Below are 15,593 nucleotides of genomic sequence, written 5' to 3' on the forward strand. Positions count from 1 at the left end.
CTTCGACCCGTTCCGAGAAGTCGTAACACCCTCAACTAACTCGGACTGCCACGATGCTCTATTCCATCGACCTCCTGCTACCGAAGTCGTAGTGGTTTGCTCCCCAAGTGCCATTGTCGTTGCCCACCCGGTAATTAGGATGGAACCAGGCACCTTCCGAACAACAACAGGAAATACGGGAGACGCTTATCAGGATGCCCAATCAAGATCGCACAACCCGTCCGCGAGCCCAGCTTCTGCTGCCGTTGCTGTTGGGACTCTGGCTGCTGCTGAGCGGCAGTCCGGTGCTGGCCATGGAGTATCAGGCCATTATCGAGCAGCTGTTTCCCAAAGCCACCCGCATCGAGCCCAAACAGCAGGATTACCCGGTTTACCCGGTTTACCAGCTCAACGAACTGCTGGGCTACGCCTACGAATCCACCGACCTGAGCGATCTGCCCGGTTTTGCCGGTAAGCCGATCAAGCTGATGATCGGGCTCGACACCAGCGGTCGCTTTCAAGGGGTCAAGGTGCTGGATCACCACGAACCGGTGTTTCTGCACGGTCTCGGTCAGCAGCCGCTGTTCGATTTTGTCGATCAGTACCAGGGCCAGTCACTGACCGATCCGATCGTCATCGGTGAAGGCAACCGCGAAGACGGTGGACCGGTGTATATCGACGGCGTCACCAAGGCGACGGTTTCGGTGGTGATCGTCAACGATACCGTGCTGGCCACCGCCCTGCAGGTGGCTCGTAACCGGCTCGAAGGCTTTGCCCAGGCACCGGCTGCGCGTCCCAAAACGGATCTCTTCGAGCCGCTCAGTGTCGAGGAGCTGATCCAACGCGGTTACCTGCAACATTGGCGGCTTGATCGCGCTGAGGTTGAGCAGGGGCTGGGGCAATCGCTGGACAACTATGACGCCATCGATCTCGAGCACGATCTCAACCTGACTCCGGAGCAACAGCAACGTATCGAGCAGGATCCGGGCCTGGCGATCTTCAGTGAGCTATGGGTCGCCTACCTCAACGCACCGATTATCGGCCGCAACCTACTGGGTGAGCAGAGTTACCGGCAGCTGATCCAGAGTCTGAAAAAGGACGAGCAGGTGTTTGCGGTGCTTTCTCGCGGCCCCTTCGGCCATGTTAAAGAGAACTTCAAACCCGGCACCGTGCCGGGCCGCCTGTCGCTGCAGCAGCAGGGGCTGGCGATTGAGCTGCGCGACCTGAACGCACTGGAGGACAGCAGCGATCCGGGCGCCTTTGTTGAAGGTATTCCCGAGTTCGATCAGGCCCACCTGTTCCGAATCAAGGGCCACGCCGGCTTCAACCCCGGTGCCGAATCCCAGCTGGTGCTCAATGTCGACCTGGCCCGTAACCACCTGATCAGCGACCAGGGCAGTTTCAGTTACAGCCACCAGCTACCGAATGAGCTGTTCGAACAGGTCGAGGTGGAGGTCCCCGCCGCACCGCTACCGCTGTGGATGCAGATCTGGAAAGACCGCACCACCACCATCGCCATCCTGCTGCTGGGGCTTGGACTGCTGAGCTGGGTCTTTGTCCGCCAGCGCCGCTACAGCCACCAGAGCCGCTTTATGCACTATTTCCGCTGGAGCTATCTGTGGTTCACGCTGCTGTTTATCGGCTTCTACGCCCAGGGCCAGCTGTCGGTGGTTAACATCTATACCCTGCTGCTGGCGCTCTGGGACGGCTTCGATATCAAGCTGTTTTTGCTCGATCCGGTGATCTTTATCCTCTGGAGCCACACCTTTATCAGCCTGTTCCTGTGGGGCCGCGGGCTGTTCTGCGGCTGGCTGTGCCCGTTCGGGGCGCTGCAGGAGATGGTGGCCTGGGTTGCCGCCAAGCTGAAAATAAAACAATGGAAGATACCCGAGCCGCTGCACCGGCGGCTGATTTTGATCAAATACCCGCTGCTGGCCGGGCTGGTCGCCACCGCCTTCGGCTCCTTGACGCTGGCCGAGCAACTGGCCGAAGTCGAGCCCTTTAAAACCAGCATCACGCTGGTGTTCGTACGCCACTGGCCGTTCGTACTCTATGCCGTACTGCTATTGGCGGTCGGCCTCGTTGTACACAAGTTCTACTGCCGCTACCTGTGCCCGCTGGGGGCCGGGCTGGCGGTGCTCGGTCGGCTGCGACTGTTCAACTGGCTCGATCGTATCGAGCAGTGCGGCAGTCCCTGCCAGCTGTGTAAGCGCCGCTGCGGCATCAACGCGATCCACCAGGACGGTCGGATCGATTACGACGAGTGTATCCAGTGTCTGGAATGCGTGGTAATCCTGAATGATTCCAAGCAGTGTGTGGCGTCGCTGCAGCAGGCCAAGAAACAGCGCCGCCGCAACCAATCACTGGCCGTCGAGATCACTTCAGGCCCGGTCAGCGAGCCTCAACCCGGGATCAAACCGGTGGTTGGATAAAACACCACCATCGCCACCAAGCGCAGTGTTAGTCAGGCCTGCAGCAAGGGCTCCCAATCCTATGCACAACATCATCCACAGATTTTGTGCACAACCTCGCCGAGGTCTTCTGGCGCCCGTTGGGCAACAACAGCTCCGGTCAATGCTCACAGGCCCGGGGCATCCCTGCTAACATGACGGCATCTTTATCCCTAGTCACCCGGAGTCCCTATGAAACAAACGGTTGTCATCACCGGTGCCAGTCGCGGCATCGGCCTGTCGCTGACCAAACTCTATCTATCCAAGGGCTGCAACGTCTTCGCCCTCTGTCGTCAACCCTCGGCTGAACTCAGCACCAGCGGTGCCACGGTGGTCGAAGGGATCGATATGGCGGATGACCGCGTCATCGAGCGTCTTAAGAATACGCTGGCGGGTGTCCGGATCGATCTGCTGATCAACAATGCCGGTATCCTGCAAAACGAAGTGCTGGGGCAGATCGATTTCGATTCACTGCGGCAGCAGTTCGAGGTCAATACCCTCGGGCCGATCCGCGCCGTTGAAGCGCTGGCATCAAATCTGGTGACGGGTGCGAAGGTCGCGATGATCACCAGCCGCATGGGCTCGGTGACCGACAACACCAGCGGCGGACGTTACGGCTACCGGATGTCGAAGGCCGCACTGAATATCGCCGCCGTCTCAATGGCCCACGACCTGAGCCATAACCATGTCAGCATCGCCATCATTCATCCGGGCCTGGTCGGCACCGAGATGATCGGCGGTCATGGCGATATCACACCCGATCAAGCGGCTGAGCGCATCGCTCAACGTATCGAGGTTTTGACGCCGGAAACCAGCGGCACCTTCTGGCATTCCAACGGCGAGGTCCTGCCCTGGTAACAATGACCAACCATCGGTTGGTCGCTGTGTTGGTTAGGCTTGGCGGCTCAGTGCGCCGCTAGACGCCCTGGCTTAGCCAATGACGGGCTTTGTATTCATCGACGGCGGGAAAGAATTCGATCTCTACCGGCCGTAGCCCCTGCCCGGTGAAGAGCAGCGCCTGCTCTTGCCAGCGGGGGTCACCGACAATCGCGATCCGTCGAACATGCTGGTCAAAGCTATCGGAAAAGAGCTGGCCTTCCCAACCGTCGGAGTGTTCCCAACCTTCGAACTGCTCCAACAGGATCAGGATCTCGGTCGGTAATACCTGATCCAGACTCGCGACAAGCTGATCGGACACCCGGGCGAACTCATCGACCTGAAGCTCACCACTGACGCGAATAACGACACGATTACTCTGTTCAAATTGAAGGGCGACGGACATCCTTGGGTTTCCTATGCAACGGGATATATCGGACTAGTCTAGAACAACTATCGACAGATCAGTGACTTGAATGAAGATGGCCCTGGTCACAGTAATTACAAGTAATCTTACAAGCCCCCCTTACATTTCCAGCCATCAGCGGTACACTGGGTCCACTCCATCATTAGCCATGCGCCAACATAGTGGTTCCCTATGGCAGTTTGTACGCATAAAGAGTCACCCTTCCTAAGCGCCTTGCTGCGGGCTCTCGTGCTGTATCTAGCCGTTACCGGTACAGCCTCGGCGGATAAGCTGGAATCGCCCCCCTATCTGATGGTCGGCACCTTCTTCCCCTACGTGCTGGAGCAATCGATGGATGGCAGTCCCCAAGGATTGGCTGTCGATGTTTTGAATAGAGTCTCAGAGCTGACCGGCGATCGGTTCAAAGTCCTGGTCCTTCCCTGGCCCCGCGCCCTGCGTTTGGTTGAAGTGGGCGCCGCGGATGGTCTGATCGGCCCCTACAAAACCGATCAACGCGAGGCGATACTCGATTATTCGACCACCGAAATCTACCGCGACCATATGATCTTTCTGTCGCGCTCGGAGGACTTTAAAACGATCCGGCAATGGCGCGGCAATCTTCAAAGCGTGCTCGATCAACGGATCATCACCGTCCGAGGCTGGGCCTACGGTGCTGAATTCGATCAGATCAAATCACGCCTGCAGATCGTCGAAGCCAATACCTTTTCGCATGGTTTGCAGCTACTTCAGAAAGGTCGGGGAGAGCTGCTGGCCGCCAACGAGCGCAACGCGATCTTTGAAGTCCGTAAAGAGCAGCTGCAACCGCAGATCGCCTACCTCAGTCCTCCGTTTGGAAAGATGGTCGGCTACTTCGGCTTCTCCAAGCAAAAAACCGATCTCGACTTCCAACAACGCTTCAATCAAGCCCTACAGACCATGCATCAAAATCATGAGATGGATGCGCTTTGGAATAAACATGGACTGAAGCTGTATCCCGAAGCGCCCTCTGAGAGTACAGAGCCCTAACCGGGTCCTTGCCGAAACTGCGCTAAGACGCCTCTCGTCTACGACCTACCGGTGTCGGTACATTCCTCTGCGTCAACGAACAGGCCCGCAGAGGCAATCCGCCAACCGATAACACCAGTCGTGGAGGGACAAATAAACCGTAATTCTTCGAAACTATTGCGTAGAAATATCAGGGGAAAACCACGAGCGGAGATGCTCGAATGTTTTAGATAGTGGGAAAGTTGGTCGGCGTGAGAGGATTCGAACCTCCGACCCCATCCTCCCGAAGGATGTGCGCTACCAGGCTGCGCTACACGCCGATCTTTTCTTGCAGGGGCTGTTTCCAGCGGCACGCATGATAGATAAACCGCCCGGTGAACACAACCATTTCGTCATCTTTTTTTAACGGTTTTCGCGATTTATCGTCGATCGGTTATTTGTTGTACGGCCCCCACCCGCCGGATTGTTCAAAGCTTGTTCAAGCGGCCAGGATCTATCCAAATAATTCGCTTCTGGGTTGTACTAGGCTTGGTGCTCAAGCTGGTCCAAACAGTGGTCGCGCAGGTCGATGTAATCCAGATCAGAGAGTCCCAAATATTCCAGCGTCGGCAACAGCTCCGAGATATCCGGACTAGAGCTTCCCAGACGCCAGTAGCGTCGATAACGCTCACTGATATTTTTGGCTAGCATGATCAAACAAAACAGCGTCCTACCGCTGTCGCTGAACTGATCCGTCGCATCCAGCAACGCCGTCGGATAATGCAGCTGCAATCGGATCGCTTCACAAACCTGGGCCGGCATTCCCCAGGCTGCGGCTATTTCCGTGCCGACGCTGAAATGATCGACGCCGTAACGCTGCTGCTCCTGCCGGCTCAATGCCGCCAGCTCCTGGCCCTCAATTCCGCCCAGGAATTCCCGGTAATCCGTATAGGTTTCGATCATCAACGGAATACCGCAATCGTGCAGCATCCCGACGGTGTAGGCGTCGTCAGGATTTTCTTTGGAGAGCTTTGGTGCCAACAAGGCGGTGAGCTCCGCGACCTCAATCGCAGTATCCCAAAAACGCTCCAGCCGTCCCGCTTTCGACAGTGCCTTTTTCAACACGATCAACTCGACCAGCGAATGCAGTCGCTTTAACCCCAGTCGCATCACCACCTGCTGTAGCGAGGTGAATGTCTGCACCCCGGCAAACCGGGGACTGTTGGCCATCGCCATCACCACGGTATAGATCGATACATCGCCTTTGATGGTCGCGACGATGGCGTCGAAATCAGGATCATCGGCGTTGAGCAGCTGAGTCAGCGATAGAAGAATCTCCGGGCGCGGAGGAATAAGGTACGGCTTGCCTGGCATGGTTCTTCGATCAGTCCTTTGAGATGGTGTTTAGCCGCAGTGTACCAGTACGTCCGCCTAAGAAACAAAGTGCGTGGCCCCCTCAAGATCCGCCAACGACCCAGCCGAGTCTTGACGAAGACCGAGGGGATCAACATGCTCTTATTCATCGGGATAACTGGGCTAATTCACCGACCTGATTTGACAGTTTCTTCTTTGCTGACTAGTACTTGTAGCAGGCTTTTCGCCGCCAACAGGTCTTGAAGACCGGCACCCAAACCGGCCTTAATGCGGACCTGTTCGCTTTTTTAGCGGTCTTTAACAATCAATGCTGCGGGTATCAGAACCATGATAAAACTCAAGAATATTGCTGTTGTCGCACTGTCCACCTCCCTGGGCCTGACGGCCTCGCTCTCGACCCACGCGGCCGAACAGCGCTTTGTAACGATCGGAACCGGCGGGGTCACCGGGGTTTACTATCCGACCGGGGGTTCCATCTGCCGACTGGTCAACAAAGGGCGTAAGGAGCACGGTATCCGCTGCAGCGTCGAGAGTACCGGCGGCTCGGTCTACAACCTCAACACCATTCGTGAAGGTGAGTTGGATATGGGTGTGGCCCAATCCGACTGGCAGTACCACGCCTACAACGGCACCAGCAAATTTGAAGACAAGGGCGCCAATAAGGATCTGCGCGCCATTTTCTCGGTCCACCCGGAGCCCTTCACGGTGGTCGCCCGTGCCGATGCCGGTATCAAGACCTTTGATGATCTGAAAGGCAAGCGGGTCAATATCGGTAACCCCGGCTCCGGTCAACGCGGCACCATGGAAGTACTGATGAAAGCCAAGGGCTGGACCATGGACGACTTCGCGCTGGCATCCGAGCTCAAGTCCGCCGAGCAATCCTCCGCCCTTTGCGATAACAAGATCGACGCGATGGTGTTCACCGTCGGCCACCCCAGTGGTTCGATCAAGGAAGCAACCACCTCCTGCGACAGTGTGCTGGTGGAAGTCAGCGGCGATGCCGTTAACAAGCTGGTTTCGGATAACAGCTATTACCGGACCGCGACGATCCCTGGCGGCATGTACCGCGGCAACGATAATGACGTCATGACCTTTGGTGTCGGCGCCACCTTCGTCTCCTCAACCAATACTCCGGATGATGTGATCTACGAGGTGGTCAAGGCGGTATTCGAGAACTTCGATACCTTCAGAAAACTGCATCCGGCCTTCGGTAATCTGAAGAAGGAGCAGATGATCAAAGACGGCCTGTCCGCCCCGCTGCATCCGGGCGCTGCGAAGTACTACAAAGAAGCCGGTCTGATGTAAGACCCAGATCCCCCGGAGCCTAGGCTTCGGGGGATTGTCTTTTCTACCCCCTTAATAAGAATCGACCCCGGCTGTCAGGGAGCCTGCCATGAGTCACAATGATGATACGGCCGACAAAGAGATCCAGGAGCTGGTCGCCTCCTCCGACAGCGGCGCTCGCGACCCGGGAGGCTTACCCGGTAGAATCCTGTTGATCACCCCGGTCTGCTGGGCCCTGTTCCAGCTCTGGTACGCCTCCCCACTGCCGTTTATTCTCAACTTCGGCGTTCTTAACGACACCGAAGCGCGCTCGGTTCATCTGGCTTTCGCCATCTTCCTGGCCTTCACCGCCTACCCGGCAATGAGCAGCTCTCGCCGTGACCTGATACCGATTCAGGACTGGCTGATGGCCCTGGTTGGCGCATTCTGCGCCGGTTATCTGTTCCTGTTCTATGCCGAGCTGTCCGATCGGGCCGGCTCCCCGACCCAGTTCGATATCGTCACCGCCGTAGCCGGGATGCTGTTGCTGCTCGAAGCAACCCGGCGGGCCTTGGGGCCACCGCTGATGGTGGTTGCCTCGGTGTTCCTGCTCTACACCTTCGCCGGCCCCTATATGCCGGACGTTATCGCCCACAAGGGCGCCAGCCTCAACAAGACGATGTCGCACCAGTGGCTGACCACCGAAGGGGTGTTCGGCGTCGCGCTGGGGGTCTCGACCAGTTTCGTGTTCCTGTTCGTGCTGTTCGGCGCCCTGCTCGACAAGGCCGGTGCCGGTAACTACTTCATCAAAGTCGCCTTCTCACTGTTGGGGCATATGCGTGGCGGCCCGGCCAAGGCAGCGGTGGTCTCCTCCGGTCTGTCCGGACTGATCTCCGGCTCATCGATCGCCAACGTGGTCACCACCGGCACCTTTACCATCCCGCTGATGAAACGGGTCGGTTTCCCCGGCACCAAGGCCGGCGCGGTGGAGGTCGCCGCCTCCACCAACGGTCAGCTGACGCCGCCGATCATGGGCGCGGCCGCGTTCCTGATGGTGGAATATGTGGGCATCTCCTACGTCGAGGTGATTACCCACGCGATCCTACCGGCGCTGATCTCCTATATCGCGCTGATCTATATCGTCCATCTGGAAGCCCTCAAGGCGAATATGCAGGGGCTGCCCCGACGGACCAACCCAACCCTGGCCCAGAGTCTGCTGTCGTTTCTGACCACATTCCTGGGCATCTGCATCATCGCCGCGGTGGTCTACTACGGCGTCGGCTGGACCAAAGACCTGTTCGGCGGTACCGCTACCCTGGTGCTGGGGCTATTGATCTGTCTGGTCTATGTACTGCTGGTACGTTATTCGGCCCAGTATCCAGAACTGCAGATGGACGACCCCAACGCTGAAGTGGTGGAGCTGCCGGAAGTCGGCCCGACGGTGAAATCCGGGCTCTACTACCTGCTGCCGATCTTCGTGCTGGTCTGGTGTCTGATGGTCGAGCGTTTCTCGCCGGGACTGTCGGCCTTCTGGGCCACCCTGTTCATGATCGTGATCGTCATCACCCACCGCCCGCTGCTGGCCCTGTTCCGTCACCAGGGGGATCTCAAGTGCGCGCTCTACCGCGGTTTGATGGAGCTGTTTGAGGGCCTTGCCAGTGGTGCCCGCAACATGATCGGTATCGGCGTGGCCACCGCTGCCGCCGGCATTGTGGTCGGTACCGTAACCCTGACCGGTATCGGTCTGGTGATGACCGAATTCGTCGAGTTTATCTCCGGCGGTTCGGTGTTGCTAATGCTGTTCTTCACCGCGCTGATCAGCCTGATCCTGGGAATGGGGCTGCCCACCACCGCCAACTACATCGTCGTCTCAACCCTGATGGCACCGGTGATCGTCAACCTGGGTGCCGCCCACGGACTTATCGTACCGCTGATCGCCGTCCATCTGTTCGTGTTCTACTTCGGCATTCTGGCCGATGATACGCCGCCGGTGGGGCTGGCGGCCTTTGCCGCCGCCGCCATCGCACGATCCGACCCGATCCGCACCGGTATCCAGGGCTTCACTTACGATATCCGGACCGCGGTGTTGCCGTTCATGTTTATCTTCAATACCCAGTTGTTGCTGATCGGTATCGATTCGGTGGTATCGCTGATGCTGACCATCTTCAGCGCGGTGGTCGCGATGCTGGTCTTCGCCGCGGCAACCCAGGGCTTCTGGCTGGTTAAAACCCGCTGGTGGGAGACCGTCGGACTGCTGTTGGTGGCCTTCTCGCTGTTCCGTCCCGGCTTCTGGTGGGATGAGGTCTACCCCCCCCTGGTGGAAGCACCGGCCACCGAGATTACTGAACGCGCCGAACAGATCGCCCCGGACGGCAACTTGCGAATGCGGGTCAGCGGAATCAACCTGGATGGCGACGAGGTCTCCAAGATCGTATTACTGCCGTTGGGTGAAAGTGGCGACGGGGAAACCCGACTGTCCAACGCCGGGCTGATGCTGCGCCAGGATGACGACCGCACGGTGGTCGATATGGTCGCCTTCGGTAGCCCCGCCCAGGAGCTGGGAATCGACTTTGACTGGGAGATCCAGCAGCTGCTGATCGATGCCGAGCGGCCCCCCAAAGAACTGGTCTTTATCCCGGCACTGGTGCTGCTGGGCATCCTCTGGGTCGGCCAACGGCGTCGGCGGGATCAACAGTCTGAAACAGCCACCGCAACCTGAGCGCCCCCTAACGCGGTTACCACGGAGAAACCGGCATGTCCAAAGATATCCTGATACCGATCGATGCCCAGAAGCCGGAGCTGGCTGACAAAGCGCTCAAGATCGCCATATCGCAGGCCCGTGAGAGCGGAGGTGAGTTGCATGTCATGACCGTTGTGCCCGGATTCAATATGCCGATGGTGGCGGCCTATTTTCCCGCCGATGCGATGGAAAACGCCCTCAAGGCGGTGGAGAAAAAACTGCACCACTATATCGACACCCATATCCCCGACGATCTCTCCAGCTGCCTGCACGTCACCAACGGCAACCCCTACAAGCAGATCATCAAGATGGCTAAACAGATCAACGCTTCGATGATCGTGATTCCCAGCCGCAAACAGAGTTCGGTCGATGAGGCCCTGATCGGCTCCGTCGCCGGTAAGGTGGTCGAGCGCGCCAGCTGCTCGGTACTGGTGATCCGCGATTAAAGGGTATCCACCGGTTTAGGGTGGATACCCGGTACGAACCCGCTCGCGACTCCAATCGGGAGCGGGTTCCGGTCAACGACCGCCGTCGCATCCTGCAACGGCGGTTATTTCACCCCCCCCCAGCCTGAGGTTCGGGCGCTAACTTCGGCTCAACCGCGGCCGTTGCCTTCGCTCTTGAGTCCGCCGCCTGGGGAATATCCGCCGCAGGGCTGGCAGAGGGATTCAGCTCGATCACGCGTCCGTCTTCCAGTTTCAAACCGATATCTTCCAGCAGGCGTGGGTCTAGACGGCTCAGCTGCTGGTAGCTGAGATTCTCGGTTGCCCGGCGATCAAGTTGGCTCAGGGCACGCTTTACAAAACTAAACAGGATCATCCTATTGCTCCTAAATCAGGAGGCAGCGGACCTATCGGGGATTAACAAAGGGATTTTGTGCAAGGCCGCGATAGGATCCGCGGCCAGAAAGGGTTTATCTAATCAGCACACGGACAGGCAGGAGCAAACATCCAAATCGGATTGGAGACGTTTTTTCGTGAATGCCAAGTTGCGATAAAACGGAACATGGGTTCAGTTGCTACCTATCGTGAACATGAATGCCCGAGAAATGGGCCGCTTCATTAAACGTCAGCCTGCGGCAGCGGGTCAACCCTTAAACTGGGTTAAACCGGGCGTTGCGGCTAAAGTCGAAGCAAACGGCCTAGCGAACCTTATCGATGGTCGAATTGAGCATCTCATGGGGCCAGCACAACTGAACCACCACCCGATCCTGCTGGTTAAAGATCGCCACATCGGCCTGTTGAGCCCGGGCGATCAATTTGACCACATAAAGTCCCAACCCAAGATGGCTACCACCGACCTGCTGCCTTTCGCTGGAGAACAGCTCGAACAATTGCTCAGACTGCTGCTCATCGATGGGTGAAGCACGGTTGCTGATTCTCAGCACCAGCCCCGGCGGCTCGAGACTGAGCTGCAGTTGGATCGGGGCAGACTCATGATTGAAATCGCGTGCATTGTCGATCAACTTATCGAGCAACTGCTCCAATCGAAACTCGTTCGCCAGCAGCCACACCGTCGAATCCGGCACACTCAATTCGAACGGCTGGTCCGGGAAGTCGACTCGACAGCGCTCCACATAGCGTTGCAGCAGGGTCGACAGTGCCACCGCAGAAACCGACTCCACCTTCAACGCATCCTCCAGACTGACCGCTTCGGTGATACTCTGGATCGTTTGCTCCAACTTGCTGACCCCTCGACGGGCACTGGCCACCAGGCGCTGCTGGCGTGAATCCATCGGCGGATCGGTTTCGGTGTCGAGTAGCTCCAGTGAGGTACTGATGGTGTTGAGTGGATTACTCAACTCATGCCGTAAGGTGCGGGGCATACGCTCCAAAAACTGGGTATAGCCCTGTAGTCGCTGCAACAGCATCTGACCATCGCGGGACAGTTCGCCGAGCTCATCTCCGGCTTGCGCGTCACTGAAGGGGTCAACCGACTGCAAGCGTCCTTGATCGTCAAAGCGCTGCTTGAGCTCGCTACCTAACCGTTTGATTCGAATCGCCAGTCTGGAGGCAAACCACAGCAATCCGGCAATAACCGCCAGCAACACCGCCAGGGTCTGCCAGCCCAGATCAAACAACGATTGCCGCTGCACCAATGCCATACGGTCGCTGGCGATCTGTACCACCAACCTTGGCCCGTCGGGGCGTTGCGGATAAACCGGCACCTGAACGGCCGCCCAGCCACCACGGATGCTCGCCTCACGGCCACTGTCGATAAACTGCTGCAGGCGATGCAGTGACAGCGGTCCCAATCCTTCGGTAATCGCCAGCGTCTGGCCGTTGGCATTCAACAGCATCAGTTGCTGGTCACTCTGAGAATAGTTGCCCAGCAACTGCTGCAACTCGGACACCAGCGGCGTCAGGCGCAGTGGATAGGAGCGAACCGGTCCGGTTCGGCCGTCGAAGTCATGAGCCTGAATCAACAGTTCCGAGGTCGATTGCAGCAAAGAGACCGGCAGCGTCACTTCGAGCTGATAGCGGCCCTCCCGTTCCCACCAGACCGCTTCGATCGGAGTCGACCGATGACGGTATCGGCGCTTGGGAATCCGAGCCCGAAACAGCCCCGGCCCTTCAGCCATCAGCCGAAAACGCTGACCATCATCCAGGACCAGATCCAGGTAGTCGTAACGAGCCGGATCACTGAAATCGATACCGGCTCGGGCGTAATAGCGACTGCCGTCTTCCACCTCGATCGCCAGATAGAGCCGTTGCCTATACTGTGCGGCCCGTAGCTGCAACCCTTCAAGCCGGGTCAAGCCGAAGTGTTCGGGCCAGTCACTGAAAAAGCCGTCGAGGGTCAGTGGCTGACGTAGGCCGTACACCGGAATCGTTGCCGGATGACTTGCTGGCGGAGAAGTCGTGGAAGAATCGACCCTGTTGGGATTGTCGGGCGCAGCGGCCTCCAAGTCATTGCCACTGTCGACCGGGTTCGCAGATAGCGCCCACCAGTTTTTCGTCTCGGCCCGGTTGACGATATTGGCTGCCGCCGCTTCGGCCACCAGACGGGCCGCCTGGATCTGGCTCTGATCCACCACCTGATTGATCGCATTGAAATAGCGCAAGCCCAACCAGGGGAGCAACCCCAGCAGCGGCAGCATCAACAGTAGTTTCTTGCGTAGCGTCAGGCGCATCTCAGGCGACTCCGTCGCTCTGTTGCCATCGATAACCTAATCCATAGACACTGACCAGGCGGTCGAACTCGGGATCAACCGCCTTAAATTTATTTCGCAGATGGCGAATATGGGTACTGAGGGTATTGTTGGTGACCACCGTCTGGCGGGTTTTCTGGGCCAGCGCATCAAAGCTGACCACCGCCCCCTCGGCGTTAAGCAACACCTCGACAATCAACAGTTCCGTCACGGTCAGATTTAACGGTAATCCTCGCCAGCGCGCCCGGGCCCCGCTGATATCCAGCGCCAGCTCCGATGTTGTCTCGGACGAGTCGGCGGAGCGATCCGCGACGGTTTCCGAGAGTTTACGGGCCCGTTTCAGGATTGCCGCCACCTTCTCCTTCAACAGCATCAGCGAGACCGGCTTGGTCAGATAATCCCAGGCTCCCAGGCGCAGGCCGAAGATCTGGTCGATCTCGTCGCAACGGGAGGTGATAAACAGCACCGGCAGATCCGGATAGCGTCCCAGCAACCATTGGCACAGTTCAAAACCCGCATCGGGATTGCTGCCCAGATGAATATCAAGCAACGCAATATCCGGTTCGATATCCAGTTGCTCACGCACCGCCTGGTCGCTGTCGAACGCCTTCACCTGATAGGCAGATGTGGAAAGCGCATCACAATAGTTTTGTAACTGGTCGGGATCATCTTCGACGATCAGGATCTGTTGCTGCATCGATTATCCAGCTCGGGTTAAACGGTGATAACTTTGTCCGACTCCGGGAATCGTAAATAAATCCCAGACCCTTCAACACTTTGACATAACTGGAGCGGGGCAGCTACCGCTACCCCGCCCTCTGTTTCCGTTCAGTCGCTCACCGGCTACCGAACGTTTACACCCCGCAACTTCTGAATTCTATCCGACCCTTACTGGCGGCTGACAACTGCGTCCCGGGGATCAAAGGTAAAGCGCAGATCCACGCGGCGATCCTCCGGGGCATAGATTTTATCGGTCTGGGCATTGAGTGAGCCCAGTGCGTTCTGGTCGATCAACTCGGCGGCTGTACCCGAATCCACCAGGGCCTCGCTGACCTGTTGATTGCGCTTGTTGGCCAGCTGCTGGTTATAGTCGGACAGGCCGGCCCGATCGGTATGGCCTTCAAGATCGATCCGCATTCCCGGTACCTGCTGAGGTCCCTGACTGATCGATTGCAGCATCGGCTGATATTTGTTCTTCAGACTGCTGCTGTTGTGATCAAAATAGACCGACAGACGCAGACCACTAACCCATTGCTGCAGCGCCTCATGCTGCTGCCCCAGGCCGGCCAGCTGTTGTTCAGCCTGCTCAATCTGGGCCTGTTTTTCAGCCAGTTGCTGCTCAACCCGTTGCAGTTGGCGTTGCTGTTCGACCAGCCGCTGCTCGGTGTGTCGGGCCAGCTCTTCGGTCTGCACCAGCTGGCGTTGTTTCACCTCATCCTGGCCGATCATCGCCCCAAAGGTACCGCCAAGGATCGCACCGATAGGTCCGCCGACCACCGCACCGGCCACCGCACCGGCACCAAAGCCCAGATGCTGCGGAGTGTTGTCGATCGGCTCTACCGCTTCGGCGGCCTGCAGCGAAGTGCCGACCAGGGCCGCCGTCAACGCCAGTGCGGCAACGCCGGCGGTTTTGCTTGAGTGGTTAACTGATAGGTTAGTGATAAGTTTCATCCTGACTCTCCCGGCCCTCGGGCCTGTTATCGCAATGCTTGCTGTTCTGTGGATTGCGCCCTGAGTGGCCGCAATCCTCATCAATGTCGTGGGGTTATTGAACCGCAGCAGCGATCACCAAGATGGGAGTCGGGACGGATAAAGCATGGAGAAATAATGGAGCGCCGATCATCGCTATCGACAGCCTATCCACATCGAATAGGGCAAGGCCAACTCACAGCGATGACCAGGGGTGTGGGCCATAACGAAAAACGCCGTGCTGGGCACGGCGTTTTATAGACAGGAGGGTATCGAGTTACTGGTAGACCCGGTCTTCGAACAGGTTCAGCGGATTTTCCAACTGGTCGTCACCTTTGAAGAAGGGTGTTTTATCCTGCAGCATCAAACCCTTGGCACTGAACCAACGCTCAATCTCCTCCATCGCATCTTCCGACTGAGCCCTCTGCATATAGGCACTGACAATGCGATAGAAATAGACCCCGAACATCGCGGCTGCCGCACCCAGGAAGAAATCCGAAGACATCGAAAACAGCAGTGCCAGTACCGCAATCATCCAGACACGGCTGGATTTGGCCTGCTTGAGTTCCAGGTTGGCGCTATGGCCTTTGTCGTAATGCTCTTCAAAACGGCGGTAATGCTGCTGGAAGTCGCTTTTCAGATTGGCAGCAAGATGGCTTTGCATAATTTAACTATCCCCTA

13 protein-coding genes and 1 tRNA gene are annotated in these 15,593 nt (G+C 57.8%); 6 read left to right on the forward strand and 8 right to left on the reverse strand.

Going from position 1 to position 15,593, the window contains the following annotated elements; genetic code table 11:
• Positions 1 to 194: 194 nt before the first annotated feature.
• Together ACO05M_RS15000 and ACO05M_RS15005 are read left to right on the forward strand one after the other, a co-directional pair.
• Positions 195 to 2,411: a 4Fe-4S binding protein gene (locus ACO05M_RS15000; protein ID WP_421864591.1), complete on the forward strand. Its 2,217-nt coding sequence runs from the start codon at positions 195 to 197 to the stop codon at positions 2,409 to 2,411.
• Between the two features lie 210 nt (positions 2,412 to 2,621).
• Entirely contained in the window at positions 2,622 to 3,287 is a 666-nt protein-coding gene (locus ACO05M_RS15005; protein WP_421864594.1) for an SDR family oxidoreductase, read from the forward strand.
• 58 nt (positions 3,288 to 3,345) lie between these two features.
• Here ACO05M_RS15005 and ACO05M_RS15010 read toward each other — a convergent pair whose 3' ends face one another.
• Positions 3,346 to 3,711 carry an STAS/SEC14 domain-containing protein gene (locus ACO05M_RS15010; RefSeq protein ID WP_421864597.1) on the reverse strand — a complete coding sequence of 122 codons (366 nt, stop codon included), beginning with the start codon at positions 3,709 to 3,711 and terminating at the stop codon, positions 3,346 to 3,348.
• A 192-nt stretch (positions 3,712 to 3,903) separates the two neighbouring features.
• Between ACO05M_RS15010 and ACO05M_RS15015 the strand changes: the two genes are divergently transcribed.
• The gene (locus ACO05M_RS15015) at positions 3,904 to 4,737 is read left to right on the forward strand and encodes a substrate-binding periplasmic protein (RefSeq protein ID WP_421864599.1); all 834 of its coding nucleotides are present in this window, start codon (positions 3,904 to 3,906) and stop codon (positions 4,735 to 4,737) included.
• Positions 4,738 to 4,959: 222 nt separating this feature from the next.
• On the opposite strand, the gene ACO05M_RS15020 is transcribed toward ACO05M_RS15015, so the two are convergent.
• Positions 4,960 to 5,036, reverse strand: a tRNA-Pro gene (locus ACO05M_RS15020).
• A gap of 202 nt (positions 5,037 to 5,238) precedes the next feature.
• Positions 5,239 to 6,069, reverse strand: coding sequence for an HDOD domain-containing protein (locus ACO05M_RS15025; RefSeq protein ID WP_421864602.1), 831 nt, complete (start codon positions 6,067 to 6,069; stop codon positions 5,239 to 5,241).
• 327 nt (positions 6,070 to 6,396) lie between these two features.
• On the opposite strand from ACO05M_RS15025, the gene ACO05M_RS15030 reads away from it, so the two are divergent.
• The 3 genes from ACO05M_RS15030 to ACO05M_RS15040 all read left to right on the forward strand — a co-directional run bounded on the left by ACO05M_RS15030 (position 6,397) and on the right by ACO05M_RS15040 (position 10,518).
• Positions 6,397 to 7,374, forward strand: coding sequence for a TAXI family TRAP transporter solute-binding subunit (locus ACO05M_RS15030; RefSeq protein WP_421864605.1), 978 nt, complete (start codon positions 6,397 to 6,399; stop codon positions 7,372 to 7,374).
• Between the two features lie 88 nt (positions 7,375 to 7,462).
• Positions 7,463 to 10,051 carry a TRAP transporter permease gene (locus tag ACO05M_RS15035; protein ID WP_421864608.1) on the forward strand — a complete coding sequence of 863 codons (2,589 nt, stop codon included), beginning with the start codon at positions 7,463 to 7,465 and terminating at the stop codon, positions 10,049 to 10,051.
• Positions 10,052 to 10,086: 35 nt separating this feature from the next.
• On the forward strand, positions 10,087 to 10,518 hold the full coding sequence (locus ACO05M_RS15040) for a universal stress protein (protein WP_421864611.1): 432 nt from the start codon (positions 10,087 to 10,089) through the stop codon (positions 10,516 to 10,518).
• A gap of 109 nt (positions 10,519 to 10,627) precedes the next feature.
• Here ACO05M_RS15040 and ACO05M_RS15045 read toward each other — a convergent pair whose 3' ends face one another.
• The 5 genes from ACO05M_RS15045 to ACO05M_RS15065 all read right to left on the reverse strand — a co-directional run bounded on the left by ACO05M_RS15045 (position 10,628) and on the right by ACO05M_RS15065 (position 15,576).
• On the reverse strand, positions 10,628 to 10,891 hold the full coding sequence (locus ACO05M_RS15045; protein ID WP_421864614.1) for a hypothetical protein: 264 nt from the start codon (positions 10,889 to 10,891) through the stop codon (positions 10,628 to 10,630).
• Positions 10,892 to 11,213: 322 nt separating this feature from the next.
• Positions 11,214 to 13,205, reverse strand: coding sequence for an ATP-binding protein (locus ACO05M_RS15050; RefSeq protein WP_421864617.1), 1,992 nt, complete (start codon positions 13,203 to 13,205; stop codon positions 11,214 to 11,216).
• A gap of 1 nt (position 13,206) precedes the next feature.
• Positions 13,207 to 13,920 carry a response regulator gene (locus ACO05M_RS15055; RefSeq protein ID WP_421864620.1) on the reverse strand — a complete coding sequence of 238 codons (714 nt, stop codon included), beginning with the start codon at positions 13,918 to 13,920 and terminating at the stop codon, positions 13,207 to 13,209.
• A 191-nt stretch (positions 13,921 to 14,111) separates the two neighbouring features.
• Positions 14,112 to 14,894 carry an OmpA family protein gene (locus ACO05M_RS15060; RefSeq protein WP_421864623.1) on the reverse strand — a complete coding sequence of 261 codons (783 nt, stop codon included), beginning with the start codon at positions 14,892 to 14,894 and terminating at the stop codon, positions 14,112 to 14,114.
• 295 nt (positions 14,895 to 15,189) lie between these two features.
• Positions 15,190 to 15,576, reverse strand: a complete 387-nt coding sequence (locus tag ACO05M_RS15065; RefSeq protein ID WP_421864626.1) for a hypothetical protein — start codon at positions 15,574 to 15,576, stop codon at positions 15,190 to 15,192.
• Positions 15,577 to 15,593 lie beyond the last annotated feature (17 nt).

The sequence above is a fragment of the Motiliproteus sp. genome (assembly GCF_965230735.1).
Lineage (GTDB): Bacteria > Pseudomonadota > Gammaproteobacteria > Pseudomonadales > Balneatricaceae > Motiliproteus.

Excerpts from the sequence above, each read along its gene's own strand:
- ACO05M_RS15030 (WP_421864605.1), top strand. The coding sequence starts at position 6,397 with ATGATAAAACTCAAGAATATTGCTGTTGTCGCACTGTCCACCTCCCTG.
- ACO05M_RS15035 (WP_421864608.1), top strand. The coding sequence starts at position 7,463 with ATGAGTCACAATGATGATACGGCCGACAAAGAGATCCAGGAGCTGGTC.
- ACO05M_RS15025 (WP_421864602.1), bottom strand. The coding sequence starts at position 6,069 with ATGCCAGGCAAGCCGTACCTTATTCCTCCGCGCCCGGAGATTCTTCTA.
- ACO05M_RS15040 (WP_421864611.1), top strand. The coding sequence starts at position 10,087 with ATGTCCAAAGATATCCTGATACCGATCGATGCCCAGAAGCCGGAGCTG.
- ACO05M_RS15015 (WP_421864599.1), top strand. The coding sequence starts at position 3,904 with ATGGCAGTTTGTACGCATAAAGAGTCACCCTTCCTAAGCGCCTTGCTG.
- ACO05M_RS15050 (WP_421864617.1), bottom strand. The coding sequence starts at position 13,205 with ATGCGCCTGACGCTACGCAAGAAACTACTGTTGATGCTGCCGCTGCTG.
- ACO05M_RS15045 (WP_421864614.1), bottom strand. The coding sequence starts at position 10,891 with ATGATCCTGTTTAGTTTTGTAAAGCGTGCCCTGAGCCAACTTGATCGC.
- ACO05M_RS15010 (WP_421864597.1), bottom strand. The coding sequence starts at position 3,711 with ATGTCCGTCGCCCTTCAATTTGAACAGAGTAATCGTGTCGTTATTCGC.
- ACO05M_RS15005 (WP_421864594.1), top strand. The coding sequence starts at position 2,622 with ATGAAACAAACGGTTGTCATCACCGGTGCCAGTCGCGGCATCGGCCTG.
- ACO05M_RS15065 (WP_421864626.1), bottom strand. The coding sequence starts at position 15,576 with ATGCAAAGCCATCTTGCTGCCAATCTGAAAAGCGACTTCCAGCAGCAT.
- ACO05M_RS15055 (WP_421864620.1), bottom strand. The coding sequence starts at position 13,920 with ATGCAGCAACAGATCCTGATCGTCGAAGATGATCCCGACCAGTTACAA.
- ACO05M_RS15060 (WP_421864623.1), bottom strand. The coding sequence starts at position 14,894 with ATGAAACTTATCACTAACCTATCAGTTAACCACTCAAGCAAAACCGCC.
- ACO05M_RS15000 (WP_421864591.1), top strand. The coding sequence starts at position 195 with ATGCCCAATCAAGATCGCACAACCCGTCCGCGAGCCCAGCTTCTGCTG.